The sequence below is a fragment of the Mycolicibacterium flavescens genome (assembly GCF_001722335.1).
GTDB classification, from domain to species: Bacteria; Actinomycetota; Actinomycetes; order Mycobacteriales; family Mycobacteriaceae; genus Mycobacterium; species Mycobacterium flavescens.
Genome location: NZ_MIHA01000010.1, coordinates 58,192 through 75,356 on the forward strand (window position 1 = coordinate 58,192; position 17,165 = coordinate 75,356).

Here is a 17,165-nt window from a genome sequence, read left to right on the forward strand (position 1 = left end):
GATTGTCATGTCCGAAGCGCCGATCGTGCGTCGCACCAGCTACGGCCCTTCCAGCCCCGCGGTCGGGGTGCGAGGGGCTACCACGCGTAGCCGGATCACCGAGGTCTCCCTGGAGCTGTTCGGGACGCTGGGTTTCTTCGACACGTCAGTCGACGCGATCGCCAAGGCGGCGGGAGTCTCGCGCGCCGCGCTGTACCAGTACTTCCAGGGCAAGGACGAGATCTTTCTCGAGCTGCTCAACGAATGCGGCGGCGCGTTGTTCCGGGTGGCGCGACGCATCGGCCCCCTGGGTCCCGATGAGGTCGGGTTCGACAACCTGAACTGGTGGCTGGGCGAGTGGAGTTGGGTCTTCGAGAAGTACTCGACGATGTTCATCCAGTGGACGGCGATCGCATCCTCGGATACCAAGGTTCGCCCGGAGATCGCCCGCTTCGTTCGTAGCTACAACCACCGCATCGCCGAGCGGCTCGCCGCATCGGGTCTACGGGGGATCGACGCGGATGTGGCGGCGATGACCATGACCGCGCTCGTGCACCGGCTGAACCTGTTCGTGCACACCGGCCGTGCGTACGGACGCAGCGCCAAGGATGTGGTCGACACCTTGTCGGTGTTCCTCCAGCTCACGCTGTTTCCCGAAACCCCGCCCGCGGTGTTCGATCGCTTCCGGCTGCATACCGTCGACGACCCCGCGGCGGAAGTGGACGCGATCAACATTCCGTCACCGCCCGACATCGAGGGCCTGACCATCCGTGATCGCACCGCGGACCTGAGTAAGCGGGCAGTCAACACCGTGAATGCGCTCGCGGCGGCGGCAGCAGAGCAGTTCCGCGCCAAGGGGTATCGACGAACCAGCGTCGACGACGTCGTCGCCGCTGCCAACGTCGCCCGTGGGACCTTCTACAAGTACTTCAGCGACAAGCAGGATCTCCTCACCGCAATCGCCGCGGAAATCTACAGTCCCTCAGTTGCTTTCGCTGACAGGATCGCGACTGTCGACCCTGTCGCCGACGAGCCGCGACTACGCGAATGGCTCGCCACCTACGTCGATTTCTACGACCGCTACTCCGGCTGTATCGACGCGTGGGTGGAGGGCACCACTGACGAACCCACCGTCATCGCGGTAGGAGAGAACGGCCAGGTGCTGATGGACGTGGCGGCAGCCAAGATGCTCACGCGGCGTCCGCGACCATTCGCTTTCGACCCGGTCGTCTCGGCGCTGGTGTTGCGGGCACTGGTGACACGGGTTCCGCAGGCGGCAACCGAGATGCCGCAACCTCTCGGCGCCGACGAGATCCTCGACCTGCTGGTGCAGTGCATCAAACGGGGATTTTTCGGTTTGGCCGACTGACCTCAGGCCGAGGTCGCCACCGCCATTCCCGTGATCCATTCCGGCACCGGCTGATACGACAGCGGTGTGACCGGCCGGCCGCCGCCTGCGGCCCCTGCGGCAACCCAGGTGCGGACCTCGTTGGCGCCGGCGCCTGCCCGCGCGTGCGCCGTATCGACGAGACGGACAAGGGCGTCGACATCCCAGCTTGCCATCGCATCGAGTACTTCGTTGTCCCACTCGGGACGAATCTTGGTGCGTGCTTCGGCCATGCCCTCAGCGATGATCCGTGCGCGTTCCTCATCGCTGATGTCGTAGGTGTCGACCTCCAGGCTCGGCGGTGAGTGGGACAAGCCGCCGGTGCCGATCAGCAGGATCCGTTGGTCCAGCCGCTCGAGGAACCGCCCGACCGCCGCGCCGAAGTCGAGCACGCGCCGGCCTGTCGGTAGGGGAGCGGTTGCGCAGTTGACCGCTACGGGGATGGCGGGGATGGTATCCAGGCCGCCGAGCAGGTCGCGGAGTGGTTGCGCGAAAGCGTGATCCAAAGAGATGTCACGACAGACCGCGATGTCGACCCCTTCGACCAGGAGATGCTCGGCGAGGTCACGCGCCGTTGTCGACGGAACAGTCAGTTCACCGGCCTGGTGCCCCCCCTCGGCGAGGATCGACGCGGACAGCGCCACCGCGAAGGTGGGCACGACATGGCGGAAGGCGCGGCGGTGGTCTCCACCGAACACGACCACAACGTCGGGGTCGAAGCGCGCTACCCGCTCGGCCGCCTCAGCCAGGCCGCCGCGAAAGTCGAGTCCGAGGCGTCGCTCGGTATCACGCTCCATGCCGGGGCTGTGGCTCGCGCAGACGACCAGTCGATCCGATGGCACGGGGGAGCACTCCTTCACGCGATAGTGACACCAATGTTAGATGACACGTGTCCCTCGTTCCACTACGCGCAGACACACGCCGGCTGTTTCGCCGGACTACCCGACTTTGGGCACGATCTCTTCAGCTACCCACTGCAAGTGGTCCAGATAGGCGTTGAAGCTGTCGACCGGCGGGGGATTCACCCAGGTGTCGGTGACGCCGAGTTCGGCGAGCATCCCGCAATTGTCGATCACCTGTTGAGCGCTCTGGCCGAACTGAGCGTTGGGGTCGTCGACGACAGCGTGCTCCTGACCGATCGAGAGCACCGCCAGGCTGTAGAACACCGAGAACGGCCTGTCGTCGAAGCCTGGCTGATTGCGCAGGTAGTCCAGTTTGGCTGGTAGCTCTTCGGGCCTGGTCAGCCACGGGGCCCACCCGTCGGCGAAACGTGCCGCGCGTTGCAGCACTGGATCGGCGTCGCCTCCCATCCAGATAATCGGACGCGGTTGCCGAATCGGCTTGGGCCCGAACGCGACATCGTCGAATTTCACGAACTCACCGTCGAAGCTTGGGCTCTCGCTGGTCCACAACTCGTACATGGCGGCAAGGCATTCGTCGGTCAGTCGACCGCGTTTGTTGAAGGGCACACCCAGGATGTCGAACTCTTCTTTCAGCCAGCCGACGCCGACGGTGACCTGGGCTCGTCCGCCGCTCATCCAGTCCAGTGTCGAGATGGACTTCGCGGCGACGATCGGATTGTGCAGCGGCAGAATCGTCACCATCGAGCCCACGGTGATGGTGGAGGTGGCCCCGGCGACGTATGCCTGTGCGGTGGTCGCGTCGAAGTAATGGTTGCCCGAAAGCTGGACATGGCTGGTGGGTGTCAGGAAATGCTCGGGCAGAAAGACCATTGAATATCCGAGCTCTTCTGCCCGTTTCGCCACGCCGGCGATGTCGCGGCCGGTGAGGTTGCGTTCCCATGGCTGGGTAATTGCCGCGACGTCCATACAGTTCGGGAGATAAACAGTGAATTTCATCAGGTCCTGGTCCTTCGATTCGCTCGCCGGCGGTGAGTCGCCCGTCAAGGCTCATGTGTCGCAAACCTTGCCGAGTTTCATTTATGGCAGTGAACTGCCAGCGCTGAAGCGTAACAAACGTACTCGGGACGAGCTGGCATTCGGCGGAACACGTGAGGTCATCCACGTCTTCCATCGACGCGCCGTCACCTGCCGTAAGCCATCGCTTTGATCTGAACAGAACCCGCAGCCCTGTGGACCAGTCGACAAGGATCGCTCAGGCGTGATCCTGCCGCCGACTCAACGCACCGCGTCGCGACCGTTGACACGCACATCCGCACCGGCGATACTCGTCCGCAATGACAGTCCACTGTCAGCAAGTTGTGTTGCGAGCGGCAAAGGGGCCTGGTTCATGGCAGAGGTAGTCACCAACGGCGGGGTCAGCGTCAACGAACTGCCCTTCGCGCAGGATCGCACCCGGGCCTGGCGTGAACTTCGCGAGGCCGGGGAGGTCGTTGTTTCCGGGCAGGAGGTCATTCTGACCTCGGCGGCCGCCGTTGAACTCGCCGCGAAAGCCCCCGAGACCTTCTCGTCCGCGAGGGCTTTCGATCGTCTAGGCAGTCCGGTCCCCATGATTCCGATTGCAATCGATCCACCTGACCACACACGCTTCCGGCGGATTCTCGACCCCTTCTTCGGCCCGAAACGGATGGCCGAACGGGAGGCGGAATTACGAAGGCAGGCCAGCGAGCTCATCGACGCGATCGTCGCCAAGGGCGAATGTGACGTCGTCTCTGATCTCGCGACGCCGTTTCCGACGCAGGTCTTCCTGACATTGTTCGGTCTGCCCCTGACTGACCGGGACAGATTGGTGCGATGGAAAGACGCGATACTCGAGTTCACCGACCCCGGCAGTGTCGAGCCAACGCCCGAGGTCCTGACCCACGCCGCCGAGTTGTTCGCGTATCTCACCGAACACATCAGCAACCGGCGTAGTGACACCAGCGGTAGCGATATGCTGACCGCCTTGATGACTGACACCGACGCCGGTGCTATGACCGACATCGAGCTCCTGGGTCTGTGTTTCATGTTCGTCCTCGCCGGCCTGGACACCGTGACCTCCGCCGTCGGTTTCGCGTTGGCCAAGTTGGCAACCGATACTCAGCTGCAAACTCGTGTACGTGAAGACTTTTCGCTTATTCCAGCGTTCATCGAGGACCTGCTGCGAGTGGACGGGCCGGTACCGTTCGCGCCTCGGGTGACGACCCGGGACGTGGTCGTTGCCGACCAACTGATACCGAAGGACACCACCGTCATGATGTCCTACGGCAGCGCAGACCGTGATCCCCGCCGTTTCCAGAATCCGGATGACATTGACCTTGACAGCAGGAACGTCCATTTCGCATTCGGGCGAGGTCCGCACCGCTGTCTCGGTTCGCACCTGGCCCGCCTGGAACTTCGAATCATTCTCGAGGAATGGCACTCCCGAGTCGGGGACTACGCGGTAGCACCCGGTGGCTCGCCGCAGGTCAAATGGCCCGCAGGCACCTTGACGTTGAATGCTCTTCCGTTGAAGGTCAAGCCGGCATAGTCGCGCCTTCGCGGCACCGGCAATCCGTAGTGGCGCATGACGTTGATGCCGTGCGCCTTGTTCCCGAGGATCTCGCGCGGCAGTTCCGTCGAACCATCGAGGAGCAACCACCAGCGGATGCGAATGTTGCATCACGTGTCCAGGTTGGGTGATCACATGTCCTTCAGTTCCATAACCTGCCTGTCATCGCGGGGGACGGTGCGCCACATCGACGCCCCTTGTCCGGCACGCTATGACAGTTAACTGTCAAAAGTAATCTATGATCGTATCCAGCTCACAGATGTCGCTCAGCTACTATTGCCGGAATGATCGCCATTGCCCGCCGGCGTTGACGATGACAGTCGACTGTCATACTGTGACAACAATCGTGGTGCAGCCCAGCGGAAAGGCCTTCTCGTGACGGGAAACCGGTTTGTGGTCCTGAGCAACCCTGTCGACGGCGCAGACGACACGTTCAACACGTGGTACGACGAGGTTCATGTGCCCGACGTCCTCGATGTTCCCGGGGTGGTCGCAGCGCAGCGCTACGACCTCGCCGAGCTGCCCATTCCCGATGATGAGGACCTGCCGGCCCAACTGCCTCCGCCCACGCACCGGTACATGGTGATCTACGAGCTCGACCGCGAACCGGAAGCCGTCATGGCCCAGTTTCTCGAGCGGGTGGTGACCGGGAAGATGCCGCTGCATGAATCACTTGACCTGTCGACGGTGTCGCTGACCGGCTGGACGGCCAGGGGCGATCGACGGTTGGCGGACTGAATGGCTGAACTGCGGGCGGTGCTGCAGTCCCAACGTGCCTGCAGGCGCTTCGACCCCGACAGCGAGGTAGCCGATTCCGACATCGAGCAGATGTTGCAGGCCGCGGTACACGCACCCAGCGCCGAGAACACCCAACCCTGGTCCTTCGTCGTGGTTCGCAACGAGCAGAGCCGAAAATTGCTGGCTGATTGGTGGACGGAGACCTGGAACGCGGGGGGTGGCGACTTCATCCGGCAGAGCGTGCAGGACCGTGCGCTGGTCGCCGATCTCGAATATGGCTTCAACAAGGGAGGATTCGCGGCCGCACCCGTCGTGGTGGTCGTCTGTGCCGATACCGACCGGGTTGCCGAGATTTATGCTCCGTCATCGATCTACCCGGCGGTGCAGAATCTCTTACTGACCGCCGCCGACCTCGGCTATGGGTCGTGCCTGACCACCGGACTGACCACGTTCGGGGTGGATCGGGTGCGCGAGCTTCTCGCGCTTCCGCAGAACCTGATACCCATGGCGGCGGTGTACGTCGGCCGGCCGGTGCGTAAACTGTCACCGCCTCGTCGCCGCCCCGCGACCGAGGTCACCTACCGCGAGAAGTTCGGCGCCGCTTGGTGATCGAACCCACTTTCCGAATCAGTGAGGTCCCACAATGCCATTGGCGCTAACCGAGGATCACCGCGCACTCTCCGACGTCGCCAAGGCGATGGTGACCGGCCGGGCCGGCGTTGCGGGGGCGCGCCGGATTCTCCTCGACAAGTCGTTGAGTGGGCGTTGGTGGGCCACCGACGCTCTGTGGAAAGAGATCGTCTCAACCGGCTGGCTCGGTCTGCACATTGACGAACGCTTCGGCGGCCAGGGATACGGCCTACCCGAACTGGCCATCGTCTTGGAACAGCTCGGTCGCGCGGCGGTCGGCGGGCCCTTCCTTCCGACGGTCGCCGCTTCGACGGTGATCGCAGAAGTCGGCACCGACGAACAACGCAAGCGGTGGCTGCCGCGGCTTGCTTCCGGTGACGTCGTCGTGGGCATCGGCACTGCCAGCGCTGCAGTGCAACAGGATTCGACGGTGAGCGCCGATGCGGTCGCGACGCTGGGCGAGTCAGCATCCGATTTGTTCATGCTGCCGGTGGGCGATGACTTGGTGCTCATCGAAGCGGGCGAGGCCGTCACAGCCGAGGCAATCGATTCCGTCGACCAGCTGATGCGATCAGTGACCGTGTTGGGACTGTCGTCCGCACCCGTCGTCGACGTGTTCCCCGGGGCGGCGGACTGCGCGGTCCGGATCGTGAGGCTGCTCGCCGCCGCAGAGGCGGCCGGCGGACTCGCCGCATGCGCCGAAATGGCTACCGCGTACGCCGCAACCCGCGAGCAGTTCGGCCGGCCCATCGGATCGTTCCAGGCCGTCAAACACCACTGCGCAGACATGCTGGTCGACACGGAACTGGCGGTGGCCGTCACCTGGGACGCGGCCCGGGCCTCCGGACGAGAGGCCGAGCTGGCTGCGAGCATGGCCGCCGGACATGTGCTGCCGGCCTATCAGCGCGTCGCGCTGCAGAACATCCAGGTGCATGGCGGTATCGCCTATACCTGGGAGCACGACGCCCACCTGTACCTCCGACGTGCGACGGTGCTGCTTACCTTCGCAGGAGGCGCGGAGGCGTTGCGAGACAAGGTGGTCGAACTTCAGGTCGGCGGAGTGCGACGCTCACACTCGGTGGACCTGCCGCCCGAGGCGGAGGACTTCCGTCGCGCCGCCGAGGACTTCCGTGCAGAACTCGAGCGCAGCCCTGACGAAGGCAGGCAAAAGGTGTGGGCCCGCAGCAGCTACCTCCAGCCGCACTGGCCCGAGCCGTATGGCCGGGCTGCGGGATCCGCCGAGCAACTCATCATCGAGGAGGTTCTCGACGGCCTGGACAGACCGAGCCTCGGTCTCGGTACCTGGGTGATTCCGACGCTGTTGCAGCACGGCAGCGCCGAGCAGATCGAACGACTGATCTGGCCCAGCCTCGAGGGCGAGTTGCGCTGGTGTCAGCTGTTCAGCGAGCCCGGTGCGGGGTCGGACGCCGCAGCGGTATCGACCAAGGCCACTCGTGTCGACGGCGGATGGTCGGTCACCGGGCAGAAGGTCTGGACCAGCGACGCGATGAACTGCCAGCGGGGCTTGGCCACCGTCCGTACTGACCCGAATGCGCCCAAGCACAAGGGCATCACGACGATGATCGTCGATCTCACCCATCCCGGTGTGGAGATCCGTCCCCTCACCGAGATCACCGGTGAGACGCTGTTCAACGAGGTCTTCTTCACCGATGTCTTCGTGCCGGACAGCGATGTGGTGGGTGCGGTCAACGGCGGGTGGGCCGTCACGATGGCGACGTTCGGCAACGAGAGGGTCTCCATCGGCGGTGGTTCGGTGACCATGGTGGCCGAGGAGTTGATCGAGCTGCTCGCGCGTCATCGCCGCGACGACACGGGTTTTGCCCGCGACGTCGGAGCTTTGTTGACCGAAGCGTATTCCCTTACGGCGCTCAATCTCCGGCAAGCGGCGCGCGCGGTGTTCGACTCCGGTCCGGGTATCGAGGGCAACATCGCCAAACTTTTCGGGGCCGAGCACGCGCAGCGGGTCGCTCAACTCGCGCTGGCCATCGCCGGCCCGGGCGTGCTGGTCGGGAAAGAACAGCAGGTAGTGCACGACTACCTGTTCAGCCGCTGTCTGACCATCGCCGGCGGCACTTCGGAGATTGTCCGCAACCTGATCGCCGAACGGATCCTCGGATTGCCGCGCGAGCCGAAAGTAGAACGGAAAGCCACATGACCTGTGCGATCGTCGGGATCGGCCGAACCACCTACTCTCGTAATTCCGGGCGCACCACCCGCGGTATGGCTGTGGCGGCGTGCCGCGACGCCATCGAGGACGCTGGTCTGTCGGCGTCGGATATCGACGGCATCTGCACTTTCATGGTCAACGACTCCGAGCAGCCCATCTTCGTCGGCTGGGCCCTGGGTATCGACGAGCTGGCCTGGGCGAATGCCATGTATGGCGGCGGCAACCTGGTGGCCGACCAGATCGCCACAGCGGCAGCGGTCATCGAGGCGGGCATGTGCAAGGCAGTCCTGGTGTATCGCTCGCTCAACGGCCGATCCGGCCATCGATTCGGCCACATCGACGGCCCCATGCAAGTGCCGCATCACGATCAGTTCGATACCGCGTCGGGATTCATGGTGCCGCCGCAGTGGTTCGCCATGTGGGCCCGTCGTCACCAACACGAGTTCGGGTCCACATCGGAAGACCTCGGTCACATCGCGATCACGCAACGCATGCACGCCGGTGCCAACGAGCATGCCGTGCGCCGGGAGCCGCTGACGATGGACGACTATCTGGCCGCTCGGTGGATCAACGAACCCTTCCGGGTGCTGGACTGCACGTCGGAGGTGGACGGCGCGGTTGCCATTCTGATCACCGGCGAAGACATTGCCCGAAACTGTAAGCAGGACCCGATGTGGCTGGTCGGCTCGTCGAACTCCCAGGGCGGAGCGGGCTGGACCGAATGGGATGATCCCACCGAGATGTATTCGCGCACAGCTGGTCCCAAGGTCTGGGCGAACACGGGTCTCAAACCCGCAGACATGGACGTGGCGTGCATGTACGACTGCTTCACCTACACGGTGATGGCCACCATGGAGGGCTTCGGCTTTTGTGAGAAGGGCGAGGTCGGCAAGTTCTTCGCCACCGGGCGCGCCACCTACGGCGGCGACGTGGTGGTGAACCCGCACGGGGGACTGCTGTCCGAGGGCTATATCCACGGCCTCAACCATCACTACGAGGCGGCATTGCAGCTGCGCCACGCCGCCGGTGTGCGACAGGTTGACGGTGCACAGCTGGCCCTGGTCACCGCGGGGGGCGGGCCCTTCGGGGGCGCGAATGTCTACAGCAGGGAGAAGCCATGACCAATCCCGCACTCTTACCGCCGGTCCCGGTGCCGGACCCCGACACCGAGCAGTACTGGGAGGGGCTGCGGAACGGCAAGCTCATGCTCTGTCGCTGCGACGACACCGGGAAGTGGATCCACCCTCCGCTGGAGCGCAGCCGGTTTACCGGCGGCCCAGTGCATTTCGAGGAGGTCAGCGGCAATGGGTCCATATTCAGCTTCATCGTCGTCCGACAAGCGCTGGTCCCGGGGCGGGTCCCGCCTTTTGTCGTCGGGCTTGTGGAGCTGGACGAGCAACCGGGACTGCGGATCAACGCGGTGATCGATGTGGATCCCGGGGACGTGCGTATCGGGCAGCGGGTGCGGCTGCGTATCGCCGATCTCGGCGATAGTGGTTATCGCATACCCGAATTCGTCGTCGATACCAAGCTGTAGGAGCAGCGCATGGGCACGATGGACGGACGTGTCCGTCCGGCTTGCCGAAAAAGGCGCGGATGTCGTTGCCCGACGCTGATGCTCGATGCCGGCATGAGTATGACTTGAGCGTCGACGCGGACAACGTCCCCGGGGTTTCAGTCAAGGCGCGCGGTCGGTCATCGGCATTCCCACTGTGTGAGGGGGACTGAGCAGAGCAGCGCCACTCACGATCCCGACCAGATGCGCTCGGGTGGGGCGTTGATTGAATCGGACCGTTCGATGTAGACCTGGCCCACTTCCCCGTCCCACTCGCACGGGCCGAAGTTCAGCACGTACATCAGACCCGGTCCTTCCAGATCTTTGCCGACCGCCAGCAACTTCTGCATCGACGTCCAGATGGAACGCCGGGTCTCCATGAAAGTGTCGATCAGCCCGCCGTCCCAGCGCAGGCGGATCGGCAGACGTTCGCCCTCCATCTGCAGGGTCTTGAGCCGGGGTGTGTCGAGAACCTCGGCCGGATGGAAGGTTCCGCCGGCATCGATCACCGCCGCACCCTGCAGGGTGATCCGCCCGTCTGGTCGCCAATAACTCGAGAAGACGAATCCCTTGCCGGTGTCGAAAAGACACCCCGCGATCACGTGGCCGCCCCAGGGTTCGCCGGTACCGCCCCCGCGAGGCCCGCGCGAATGGTCGCGCCATCCCGTGGCGTTGATCTCGTAGGACCGCTCGTCCACCCGTACCCGGCCGCGCGCACGATGGAGCTGCTCATAGTGCTCCTTGGCCCAACCCTGGGCAGTCATCTCGCCCTTGCCGCCCTCGCCGTGGGCTGAAGTGTGCGCATCCCAGACCGGCGTCGCGCATTCGACCTCCAGGTCGATCACGAGTCGTTTGCGAAGGCTGTCCGGGGCGAGTCCGTTCTGCATGTCGGCGTTGCTGACGTGCTGGGCGAAGCCGTCGAAGGTCACCTGCCAACGCTTGAACGGCTCGACGCAGCGAAAAGCCATGTTCGGACCCGCGGGCTTGTTCTCCTGGGGGGTCCGGTAGTAGCCCCACATGGTCAGGACACCGTCGTCGCCGGGCAGGCAGACCAGCAGCCGGTCCTCCCACATATCCCACTCGTTGGGCACGCTGCCCAGGTGCAGCCAGAAGCCCATATCGGTGTCGGGGTCGTAAAGCGTGAACAGAAGGTTCTCCGCCCAGAACGGTTCGGTGGGCCGCTCCGAGACGATGCTCTCTTTCTCGATCGGGAGTCCGCTAGAGAAATCCTGGACGGTCATACTTTCCTTCCCGTGTGCTGTGCGATGCCGCATGTGTGTCGACGAAATTCAGCCCAGACCAAGCCCGGTGCGAAATCTGCGAATATCGTCGACGAGTTCACGCGGATGTTCGAGCCCGGGGAAATGTCCGCCGTGTGGCTCTAGCCGATAATGGGCGACGTTGTACGAGCGGCGCGCGAACGCCTCCGGCGGCACTGGGGCGATGTCATCGGGGAATAGGCAGAAACCACAAGGCACGCTTGCATATTCGCCCTCAGCCAGCGTGAACGCGCTCCAGTCAACCATGTAGCGATACATCCAGCTGACCGCTTGGGCGTCGCCGAGCCAGTAGAGCATGACGTTGGTGATCAGGTCATCGAGATCGAACGGGGGGTCGACCTCCGCTTTACCAACTGTCCAATTGTGGAACTTCTCGAGGATCCAACCTGCCAACCCGACGGGTGAGTCGTGGACCGCGAACGCCAAGCTTTGCGGTCGATAGCCGTGCACGAGTTGGTAGGCCTTCTCCTCTTCCGGCAGGGTGGTGAGCCGTTCGACGTGCGCTCCCTCCTCAGGCGTGGGTGGATCGCTGACAAAGGTCGAAGGTGCGGCAAGAACGGCTGTGTTGAGGTGCGCAGCCAGCAATCCGCGTGGCCGGTCGACTGCCATCCAGGACGTGATCACTGCGCCCCAATCCCCGCCATGGGCCATGTAGCCTTCGAATCCGAAGACTTCGCCCATCATTTCGGCCCAGAGGCGGCCGACCTCGCGAGGCGATATGGGTTCAGTCGGCGCGTCAGAAAACCCGCAGCCGGGCAGGCTCGGGATAACGACGGTGAACGCCTCGTCGACCGTACCGCCGAACCTCTCGGGGTGGGCCAGTGGTTCCACCATCTTGAGCAGTTCGACCGGTGAACCCGGCCAGCCGTGGGTCAAGACAATCGGCATCGGGGCCGGACCGCTGCCGCGTTCGACGAGAGCATGGATCCTCACGCCTCCGACGCCGATCCGGTATTGCTCGAAGCTGTTGAAGCGTGCCTCCCAGGCTCGCCAGTCGTAACCATCCAACCATCGGGCGACAACACGGCGCATGAAGGGCAGACTCGTTCCCATCGCCCAGTCACCACCCCGGGCCGGTTTGGGCCAACGGATGCGTGCGAGACGTTCGCGTAAGTCGGCCAGCACCTCGTCGGGGATCTCAGCGCGGAACGGTTCTGCTGCCGGATGTCTGGTCAATTGCGTTGCGCGGGCCACCTCTACTGCTCCCAACCGGGCCAGCGGGATCCGAACCGCGCGGGTGCCGGTCCCTCCAGCAGGCCGTCCAGCCACTCCATGCCGCCGATCGCGGTGAGTTGGCCGGCCTGCTCCGGGGTGACCTGGTCCGCGGCCACCAACAGGGCCGGCAGTCGCACCATCACCAGCTGCAGGCGCAGTGCATTGAAGACGAGGTGCCAGTCGAGGTACTCGGGCGGACGGCCCATCAACTCTTGCCACAAGTCGATCGTGTCGCGCCGCGAGCCGAAGCCGGGAGCGGGCGGCAAGGCTCGTCCGACGGTGAAGGCATGATCCATGCAGGCCCACCAGCCGAGGTCACACTCCGGACCGGCGAGTGACACCATGTCCCAGTCCAGGACAGCGGCTACGCGGGTGCCCTGGTAGATGATGTTCGGCGGTCGCGAGTCGCCCCACGAGAGCCCCGGTGGCGCGTCGCGAGGTAGATGTTCGACGAGCCAGTCCGTAGCAGTCTGCACGGTCGCAAGACGATCACCTCCACACCATTTCGCGTACGCCAACCAGTAGTTCAGCTCCTGCTCCAAGCCTGTGCTACCCAGATCGGGCCGCTGCAGGAAGCCGAACTTGGCCACGTCCAGCTTGTGTAACTCGGCCATGACCTCGACCGCGCCGCGCCACACTTCGTGCTGCTGCTCCGGCGCCAGTTCCAGTACCCATCCGGCCGCATTGAATGGGGGATTGTCAGAAGGCACCTGGCCTTCGACCCACTCCATGACGAAAAAGGGCTCACCGAAAATACTTGTGTCGGACTCGAATCCGACCACCGCAGGTGATGGGACGCTTGGTTCTCGCGAGAGCACGTCGTACATCAGATAGTGGGTCTCGATATCGAGGTCCATGTACAGGTGCTCGGTCGCACCGACACGCGCAACGTAACCCGATGACACCCGCGTGCCTCCCACCGTGCGGCTGGCCTTGATCAGCAGAGTTTCATTGGCCACCCCCGCTGCGTTCGGCTGCGCAACATCCTCCACCTCGAGGTCACGCCCGACGTGCTGGCGCAGCCACTCCTCGATCGCCTCCCACGCCGCCGCCGGGTCGCGAACCTGACGCTTCGTCGGGACCTCGACGTACCCTCGCCCTGCCTCATCGGCTTCCGTGCCCAAGGGTCGTGCTCCTTCCTACGCGACTGCCTATTGGTGCCGGACTCGTCGCGGCCACCCGCATTCGAGGCGACGCCCCTGATGTCAGCTGGATTAACTGTCAGTTGACTGTCACACGACTGCAAGATGATGTCAACGGGCGCTGGGTGCGGTGTCCACATACCTTCATCGCGACAGCAATTTGCGACGGACGCGCGGCAGGGCCGCCCCTGGTCCTGGCAGTTGTCTGTCAAAGCTGATCGGATGTCGCGCCGGTGCTACGGCGGCTCAGACGCTAAAGTCCGCCGGGCCGGCGAATGTCGCCGAGATGGTGGTGACACTCGTGCCATGCACTTCTGGCGATCAGCGCCACGGTGATGGGCCGGTCGCCGAGGGTGAGGCTGCACGCAGCGGCGCCGGGCGGCAGTGCAGCGAGGTGCGCGCCCAGCCGCATAACGCGACGGTGGAACTGCCCGAGGAGGTCCTCGACATCTGCTCCGCGGTAGTCGGCTGCGGCGACCGACTCGTCCGGGTCGACCATCGGGACCTCCGGATGGTCCTGTGCTACAGCTTGTTCGATGAGCCAGCGATGGAACGCCATGGATTCCCGCAGGTGACCGAGATACTCGATCGGCGCCCAGGTCCGGGGCTCAGGTCGTCGGCGGAGCAGTTCCAGCGGGACCGACCGCACGGCATCCGCCACCTCAGTCGCCGTGCGCTCCAGTGCGGGACCGACGTCGGCCGCCGGCGTCGAGGACTGGTCGAACCCACATTCGGTGCAGACATCTTCCATTTCGACTCCAGTGGTCAGCGGAGCAAGGCGATCACCTTGCTGAAAGCCTCCGCGTGCAACTGCGGGACGCTGATGTAGGTGATGCGGTACTTCTCGGCGTAGTGACGCAGGGTATCGCCCATGTCCCTCGGCGTTCCTGTCAGCGTCGTCGGCGACTTGAGGATCTGTTCATCGGTGAGGCTCTGTCCGAAGCCGGTCGTGCGGAGTATTTTTGGTACGCCGCTGCCGTCGTGGGGGAGTGCGGTGATAGTGAGGTTCAGTTCCAGATCACCGAAGCGCGCACCCGCCCGCTCGCGAACGAAGTCGACCAGCTCGGCGAGCGGATCGTCAGCGGTGCTGTTCGGACGGCTACCGCTCAACGCGACGATGTCGGCTTGGGTTGCGGCAATGGTCAGCACTCGATCGCCGGATCCGGCGACCATGATCGGGACGTTCGGGACGTGCTCGCGCAGATAGCCGGTGGTGTGTGCGAGGTGGTCGACGCGCTCGCCAGCGCTGGGGAAAACTAGCTCCGCCGCCTCGAACTCCTCTTTGACGTAGCCTGCGCCCAAACCGAGTTCGAAACGGCCATCGGTGAGCAAGTCGAGCGCCGCGACGTCGCGAGCGAGCAGGGCGGGCCGGTAGAAGCCCGCGTTGAGGACGAATGGACTGACCCGCATGTTCGTCATCTCAGCGGCGAGAGCAAGCGCCGGGAAAGGAGCAGGGGTTGCGAGGTGGTCAGGCAGATGGAGCACGTCGTAGCCGAAGCCTTCGGCGCGGCGAACGGCTTCGCGCCACTGACTACGGGATTTCAACGTCGACAGTGCCACGCCGAATCGGAACTTTTTCGTCACGGCATCCTCATCTGACCACCGTCGGGACCCACGCGGCGATACGGTCCCACAAGGCGCCGCGGTGGCTGCCGAAGTTATGACAGTGTCCGGCCTTCGGCACCAGATAGAGCGTGACGTCGCGTGATCCGGTGTAGTTGGCCGGTTCGCCGTAGGGGTTGGGCGACACATCGATCGCGGCACCGAAAGCAAGGAACACCGGTACCTCCAACTTCGGTGTGTACTGCTCGACGAACCCGGGCGTCGTCACCTCCGCCGCGCACCGCAACGGCACCCGGCTCTGCACGGCGGTGTCCGCGTCCATCACCTCCTGCGGTACCTCGCCGCCGTAGAACATGTCCGCAAGGTACGACCTGGGTGCGACGACGAAGCTGTCACCAGGCTTGGCTCCGGTGACCTGATAAGCAATCTCCAGGCTCTGCTGGAGGCGCGCTTCGAGATCGTCGGCATCGGCATCCTGCTCGTGGACGTTGGTGATCTGCACCCCGTACCCGAGAAGCGCCACCGCGTCGTAACCACCCTCGCGCGCCTGCACCATCGTGGTCAGGCAGGAGCCCATGGAGTGTCCGACACCGACGACCGGAAGTTGCATGGGAGGTAGGCGGTCGACCAGACCACCCGCAGCGGCCCTGGCGCGGATCTGACGCACCACCTCGGCGTCACCGGTCGCCAGCAGCTCCAAGCCGACTGAACCCGATCCGATCGGATCGGTGCTGTCGCCGACTCCCAGATGATCCACGGCGATCACGATGTAACCGGCGGCTGCCATGTGCTCACCGAAGCTGTAACCCGGATGGCCGGGAATCTCCATGTGCCAGTAGTGCTTGTCGTACAGACCGCCCGCCAGGCACACCAGGATCGCGGGTGCATCGGTGGGGCGTTCGGGAAGGAACGCCCAGGCCGCCTGAGTGAGTCGCTCGCCGCTTCCGACAGCCTCGGAGACATCGAAGGTCAGGGACAGGGGCATCGGTGCTCCAGTTCGTCGAGGGCTCAGGCGGCTTGAAGGAGTGGGATCAGCGCCGCGGCGTCGGCGATGCTGCGCAGTAGATCGTTGAGATGCGTGCACGTCGACGTGCCGTGAAGTTCGTGGCGGACACGGAAATGCAATTCGTCCAACCGCATTCCGGTGAGACGGCTCGCACTGGCGACCGCCCCAGGACATTCCTGCCAGGGCAGCACCCGGGGTACGGCTTTCGAACGCAGGATGGTCCCGGTGTCGGAATCGACGGCTGCTTCGAGCGTGTACTCGTGAATGATGGTCTCGATGCCGTCGTCCCGTACGTAGCTGTCACGGAACATCGCGTCGATCAACACATCCGAGCCATCTGGGTTGCGGTACACATCGAGCCTGCGACGCCGCCGCATACCATGAGCCGGCAGCGGAACCATCTCATGCCAGGCGAACGGATCGACGGGGTCGTCGAGCTCGGGTGCCTCGGGACCTGTGACCACCGCGGGATCACCGGCTTCGAACGACGACATCAGCAGGCCGCCCGTCACGAAGCCGGCGCACTGATCGGCCACCGGCAGGTAACCCGATTTGGCGGTGTTGCCCAATGCACCTGACGCGGAAAGCGCGTGACCCGATATCAGGGTGGCCACCGGAACGTCGTCGAGAAGGGTGTAGCGCAGATCGCGCGGTGGTCGAAGTTGCGGGGCGGCTTTGTCGACCGCTGCTCGGAACCCGCTCATCGCCGGTGCGCCGACGAGGTGCATGCCGGGCACCGCCGGGACAACATCCATGCGCTGGATCACCCGAGCGATCAACTCGACGGTCGCCTGCATGGTGGCGCGGCCGATCTCGGTGGCAGTGCCGTCGCCTGCGGTCTTGAGATCGCGTGCCCGGCCCGCCAGATACACCGGATCCAACGAGCCCGGATCACGGGTCATGTCGATCGAACTCGTCCGCCTGACCGAATCCGGGCGCCGCTTCGGTGTGCCCCGCGTCGGCTCGTGGATGCCGTGCAGGGGATGCAAGCCGAAATCCGGTGTGCCCAGCCCGGTCACGCTCATCGCGGTG

General features: G+C 64.5%; 16 protein-coding genes and 1 pseudogene. 7 read left to right on the top strand and 10 right to left on the bottom strand.

Features of this window, described 5'->3' with window-relative positions:
- The first annotated feature begins 7 nt into the window (after positions 1 to 7).
- Positions 8 to 1,348, top strand: coding sequence for a TetR/AcrR family transcriptional regulator (locus BHQ18_RS15025; RefSeq protein WP_069414423.1), 1,341 nt, complete (start codon positions 8 to 10; stop codon positions 1,346 to 1,348).
- A 2-nt stretch (positions 1,349 to 1,350) separates the two neighbouring features.
- On the opposite strand, the gene BHQ18_RS15030 is transcribed toward BHQ18_RS15025, so the two are convergent.
- Together BHQ18_RS15030 and BHQ18_RS15035 are read right to left on the bottom strand one after the other, a co-directional pair.
- The gene (locus BHQ18_RS15030; protein ID WP_205866114.1) at positions 1,351 to 2,208 is read right to left on the bottom strand and encodes a 3-carboxyethylcatechol 2,3-dioxygenase; all 858 of its coding nucleotides are present in this window, start codon (positions 2,206 to 2,208) and stop codon (positions 1,351 to 1,353) included.
- Positions 2,209 to 2,304: 96 nt separating this feature from the next.
- Positions 2,305 to 3,225, bottom strand: a complete 921-nt coding sequence (locus BHQ18_RS15035) for a TIGR03619 family F420-dependent LLM class oxidoreductase (protein WP_069414424.1) — start codon at positions 3,223 to 3,225, stop codon at positions 2,305 to 2,307.
- A 391-nt stretch (positions 3,226 to 3,616) separates the two neighbouring features.
- Here BHQ18_RS15035 and BHQ18_RS15040 point away from each other — a divergent pair, with 391 nt between their 5' ends.
- Positions 3,617 to 4,795: a cytochrome P450 gene (locus tag BHQ18_RS15040; protein ID WP_069414425.1), complete on the top strand. Its 1,179-nt coding sequence runs from the start codon at positions 3,617 to 3,619 to the stop codon at positions 4,793 to 4,795.
- Positions 4,796 to 4,806: 11 nt separating this feature from the next.
- Here BHQ18_RS15040 and BHQ18_RS30940 read toward each other — a convergent pair.
- Positions 4,807 to 4,902, bottom strand: a pseudogene (locus BHQ18_RS30940) (hypothetical protein); the annotation flags it as partial.
- Positions 4,903 to 5,191: 289 nt separating this feature from the next.
- Here BHQ18_RS30940 and BHQ18_RS15045 point away from each other — a divergent pair.
- Genes BHQ18_RS15045 through BHQ18_RS15065 form a run of 5 tightly spaced genes read left to right on the top strand, consistent with a single transcriptional unit; the run spans position 5,192 to position 9,909 of the window.
- Positions 5,192 to 5,554, top strand: coding sequence for a DUF4286 family protein (locus tag BHQ18_RS15045; protein ID WP_069414426.1), 363 nt, complete (start codon positions 5,192 to 5,194; stop codon positions 5,552 to 5,554).
- Positions 5,555 to 6,163 (top strand): nitroreductase family protein, encoded by a 609-nt coding sequence (locus BHQ18_RS15050; RefSeq protein WP_069414427.1) that lies wholly within the window; start codon positions 5,555 to 5,557, stop codon positions 6,161 to 6,163.
- A 34-nt stretch (positions 6,164 to 6,197) separates the two neighbouring features.
- Positions 6,198 to 8,360 (top strand): acyl-CoA dehydrogenase family protein, encoded by a 2,163-nt coding sequence (locus tag BHQ18_RS15055; RefSeq protein WP_069414428.1) that lies wholly within the window; start codon positions 6,198 to 6,200, stop codon positions 8,358 to 8,360.
- Positions 8,357 to 9,493, top strand: a complete 1,137-nt coding sequence (locus BHQ18_RS15060) for a thiolase C-terminal domain-containing protein (protein WP_069414429.1) — start codon at positions 8,357 to 8,359, stop codon at positions 9,491 to 9,493. The genes BHQ18_RS15055 and BHQ18_RS15060 overlap by 4 nt, the downstream gene beginning before the upstream one ends.
- Complete coding sequence (locus BHQ18_RS15065) at positions 9,490 to 9,909, top strand: Zn-ribbon domain-containing OB-fold protein (RefSeq protein ID WP_069414430.1); 420 nt, start codon at positions 9,490 to 9,492, stop codon at positions 9,907 to 9,909. Before BHQ18_RS15060 ends, BHQ18_RS15065 begins: the two co-directional genes overlap by 4 nt.
- 206 nt (positions 9,910 to 10,115) lie before the next feature.
- Here the strand turns inward: BHQ18_RS15065 and BHQ18_RS15070 are convergent, their stop codons facing one another.
- From BHQ18_RS15070 to BHQ18_RS15100, 7 genes are all read right to left on the bottom strand, one after another.
- Positions 10,116 to 11,168, bottom strand: a complete 1,053-nt coding sequence (locus BHQ18_RS15070; protein WP_069414431.1) for a DUF7064 domain-containing protein — start codon at positions 11,166 to 11,168, stop codon at positions 10,116 to 10,118.
- Between the two features lie 48 nt (positions 11,169 to 11,216).
- The gene (locus tag BHQ18_RS15075; protein ID WP_165614566.1) at positions 11,217 to 12,401 is read right to left on the bottom strand and encodes an epoxide hydrolase family protein; all 1,185 of its coding nucleotides are present in this window, start codon (positions 12,399 to 12,401) and stop codon (positions 11,217 to 11,219) included.
- 2 nt (positions 12,402 to 12,403) lie between these two features.
- Positions 12,404 to 13,546, bottom strand: coding sequence for a phosphotransferase family protein (locus tag BHQ18_RS15080; protein WP_069414432.1), 1,143 nt, complete (start codon positions 13,544 to 13,546; stop codon positions 12,404 to 12,406).
- 271 nt (positions 13,547 to 13,817) lie between these two features.
- Entirely contained in the window at positions 13,818 to 14,315 is a 498-nt protein-coding gene (locus BHQ18_RS15085) for a DinB family protein (RefSeq protein WP_069414433.1), read from the bottom strand.
- 14 nt (positions 14,316 to 14,329) lie between these two features.
- A complete protein-coding gene (locus BHQ18_RS15090) occupies positions 14,330 to 15,148 on the bottom strand; it encodes a TIGR03621 family F420-dependent LLM class oxidoreductase (protein WP_069414434.1) in 819 nt (272 codons plus the stop codon).
- A gap of 7 nt (positions 15,149 to 15,155) precedes the next feature.
- A complete protein-coding gene (locus tag BHQ18_RS15095) occupies positions 15,156 to 16,112 on the bottom strand; it encodes an alpha/beta hydrolase (RefSeq protein ID WP_069414435.1) in 957 nt (318 codons plus the stop codon).
- A gap of 23 nt (positions 16,113 to 16,135) precedes the next feature.
- Positions 16,136 to 17,152 carry a DUF2889 domain-containing protein gene (locus BHQ18_RS15100; protein WP_205866115.1) on the bottom strand — a complete coding sequence of 339 codons (1,017 nt, stop codon included), beginning with the start codon at positions 17,150 to 17,152 and terminating at the stop codon, positions 16,136 to 16,138.
- Positions 17,153 to 17,165: the final 13 nt, after the last annotated feature.

Excerpts from the sequence above, each read along its gene's own strand:
- BHQ18_RS15025 (WP_069414423.1), top strand. The coding sequence starts at position 8 with ATGTCCGAAGCGCCGATCGTGCGTCGCACCAGCTACGGCCCTTCCAGC.
- BHQ18_RS15035 (WP_069414424.1), bottom strand. The coding sequence starts at position 3,225 with ATGAAATTCACTGTTTATCTCCCGAACTGTATGGACGTCGCGGCAATT.
- BHQ18_RS15040 (WP_069414425.1), top strand. The coding sequence starts at position 3,617 with ATGGCAGAGGTAGTCACCAACGGCGGGGTCAGCGTCAACGAACTGCCC.
- BHQ18_RS15050 (WP_069414427.1), top strand. The coding sequence starts at position 5,555 with ATGGCTGAACTGCGGGCGGTGCTGCAGTCCCAACGTGCCTGCAGGCGC.
- BHQ18_RS15055 (WP_069414428.1), top strand. The coding sequence starts at position 6,198 with ATGCCATTGGCGCTAACCGAGGATCACCGCGCACTCTCCGACGTCGCC.
- BHQ18_RS15060 (WP_069414429.1), top strand. The coding sequence starts at position 8,357 with ATGACCTGTGCGATCGTCGGGATCGGCCGAACCACCTACTCTCGTAAT.
- BHQ18_RS15065 (WP_069414430.1), top strand. The coding sequence starts at position 9,490 with ATGACCAATCCCGCACTCTTACCGCCGGTCCCGGTGCCGGACCCCGAC.
- BHQ18_RS15070 (WP_069414431.1), bottom strand. The coding sequence starts at position 11,168 with ATGACCGTCCAGGATTTCTCTAGCGGACTCCCGATCGAGAAAGAGAGC.
- BHQ18_RS15085 (WP_069414433.1), bottom strand. The coding sequence starts at position 14,315 with ATGGAAGATGTCTGCACCGAATGTGGGTTCGACCAGTCCTCGACGCCG.
- BHQ18_RS15095 (WP_069414435.1), bottom strand. The coding sequence starts at position 16,112 with ATGCCCCTGTCCCTGACCTTCGATGTCTCCGAGGCTGTCGGAAGCGGC.